We start from the raw sequence: 2,324 nt of genomic DNA on the forward strand, positions 1-2,324 counted from the left end.
TATCGACCTCGACACCTGGAAGAGCGTTGCTGTCGAGTGGTTTCAAGGAATCAACTCGGTACTGGGCGTGGACCGCACCGGCATCTATGGGCATTCCCGGGCGTGTGCGTGGGCGATCGACGGCGGCGTAATCGGGCGCTCAACGACTGCAGGGCACCGGTGGGCATGGCAGACGAAGTCGTGGTCTCACGATCAGCGCGAGCCCATGGCGGTGCTTTATCAGGAGGTGGTCAACAGCCCGTCGAGCCCGGGTCCCCTCCTGGGCGGTATACACGTGGATGTGGACGAGGTCCTTGCGACCGATTTCGGGCAGTGGGATTTTGATCGATGATCGCTCGGGTGCGAGCCTGACACCACCGTGCCGGGGTCGCATGAGCGACGACAGTGGACTACCCGACACCCCCGCCACAGCCACGAAGGGCTACCCACGAACGCAATCCACAGCAGCAACCGAATACCGGGCCCGGTGGATATTGTTGCTCGCCGTCGCGGTGGTCGCCGCTGCTGCATGCACGCGACACACACCGGGACCACCACCGCCGACAACGGTTGCCCCGCCGACAGTGCAACTCCAACCAGGACCGCATGCCCCGCTGGCCGACGTCGACCTCCCAGCCGGTGCGGTTTTCGAAGGCAACAGCTCCGATGAGGAACGCTGGCGCTACGGCGCGCCCTATGACGACCGTTCCTGAGGAAGCAGTTCGCCACCGGGCGCAAGTACGACACCCACGGTGCGACGTGGTGGCGCGACTTGCCGCCGTGCTACAACGACAAATATGAAAGCCCACCGGGGGGTTGGGTGATGGAGGATTCCACACTTTGGTTGTGGACGGATGGCCGCGTCTCGCTCTCCGTTGAGGTTTTCCGTCCGAGCAGCAAAACCACTCCAGACGAAATCGTGATCGATTACATGCGCTGGGACAACTCTTCTTATGTGTGCAATCGCGAGGCCCACAAGGCACATGGGCCGCCGGCCGGGCCGGGCTTGTACCGCCCGGTCACAATCTCCCAGACCCGCACGGACCGATTCTGGCGGTGCTGGCCGGACGCAGCCGGGCCCGGCTGGCGCATGAGCGGTGTGCAGCGGCCGCCAGAGCCCGGCGAACCGCCGTCCTGACCACCGCCCTCAGCGGTTGACGAACTGCACGACCGCCTCGCTGAACGCGTCGTTGTCGTCGCCCGCCGCGGTGTGGCCCGCATCGGAGAGTTCCACGAACTCGGCGTGGGGCACCTTGGCGAGGAAATCGTTCACACCGTCGACGCTGACCACGTCGGAGAGCTTCCCGCGGATCAGCAGGATCGGGATCCGCAGGTTTATCGCGGCCTGCTCGAGGTCGTCGATGAAGTCGAACGGGTCGTGCTCCTCCGGCATGTTCAGAAACGCCGGATCCCAATGCCAATACCAGCGGCCGTCGCGCAGGCGAAGGTTCTTCTTCAGCCCATCCGGGTTTCGCCGGCCTTTCCGGTGCGGCAGGTACGCCGAGATGGCGTCGGCGGCCTGCTCGAGGGATTCGAACCCGTGCACGTGGTTGAACATGAAGTCGCGGATTCGCGCCCCTCCGGTCCTCTCGAACCGCGGCACCACGTCGACGAGCACCAGCTTGGTCACCTTCTCCGGGCCGGCCGCGTCGGCGACCAGGATCCCGGTCAGCCCGCCCAGGCTGGCACCGATCAGCACCACCGGACGGTCAATCGCTTCCAGCACGCGCATCACGTCGCCGCACAGCGCCTCCAGCGAATAGTCGGCCCGCGGCGCGCGGTCACTGTCGCCGTGCCCTCGGCTGTCCAGCGCCACCACGTGAAAGCCCTGGTCGGCGAGGATCTGGCCGGTGTTCTTCCACGAGAACCTGTTCTGGCCGCCGCCGTGCAACATCAGGATCGTCGGCCGCTCGGCCGCCGACGCGGCGCTCCGGTTCCATTCCTCGGCGACGAGCGCGAGGTCATCGACACCGCTGAACTCGACGGTCCTTGATGCGCTGCTCAACGTGACGATCCTTCCGGCCGTTCCCCGACTCACGTTAACTCACGTGAGATTGGCATTTTCACTGTGTGGTCGGCGTCATACAATCTGCGCTCGTGCCGCCCCGCACCCGCGTCGCCGCCGATGAGCGCGCCAGCATCATCGACGCCGCATATGCCTGCCTGGCCTCGCCGCATCCCGGGCCGGTGTCGGTTGCCGCGATCCTCGAGGCCGCCGGCATGTCCACCCGCGCGTTCTACCGGCACTTCCAGTCCAAGGACGAGTTGTTCCTGGCGATGCTGAGGCGAGACGCGGATGCCGTGACCCGCCGGCTGCGGCGCATCGCCGACGAAACCGCGGGCGG

Annotated in this window: 3 protein-coding genes; 2 read left to right on the plus strand and 1 reads right to left on the minus strand. The window is 66.1% G+C overall.

The genetic code is table 11. The features are described 5' to 3' along the window. The coding region (locus tag VKG81_RS13620) for a glycoside hydrolase domain-containing protein (protein ID WP_324396724.1) at positions 1 to 331 on the plus strand (331 nt) is incomplete at its 5' end. Positions 332 to 1,126: 795 nt separating this feature from the next. Here VKG81_RS13620 and VKG81_RS13625 read toward each other — a convergent pair. Beyond that, entirely contained in the window at positions 1,127 to 1,993 is an 867-nt protein-coding gene (locus VKG81_RS13625) for an alpha/beta hydrolase (protein ID WP_324396728.1), read from the minus strand. A gap of 83 nt (positions 1,994 to 2,076) precedes the next feature. Between VKG81_RS13625 and VKG81_RS13630 the strand changes: the two genes are divergently transcribed. After that, positions 2,077 to 2,324: helix-turn-helix domain-containing protein (locus tag VKG81_RS13630; RefSeq protein WP_324396726.1), on the plus strand; the 248-nt coding region annotated here is incomplete at its 3' end.

This window comes from Mycobacterium sp. (assembly GCF_035314905.1).
GTDB lineage: Bacteria > Actinomycetota > Actinomycetes > Mycobacteriales > Mycobacteriaceae > Mycobacterium.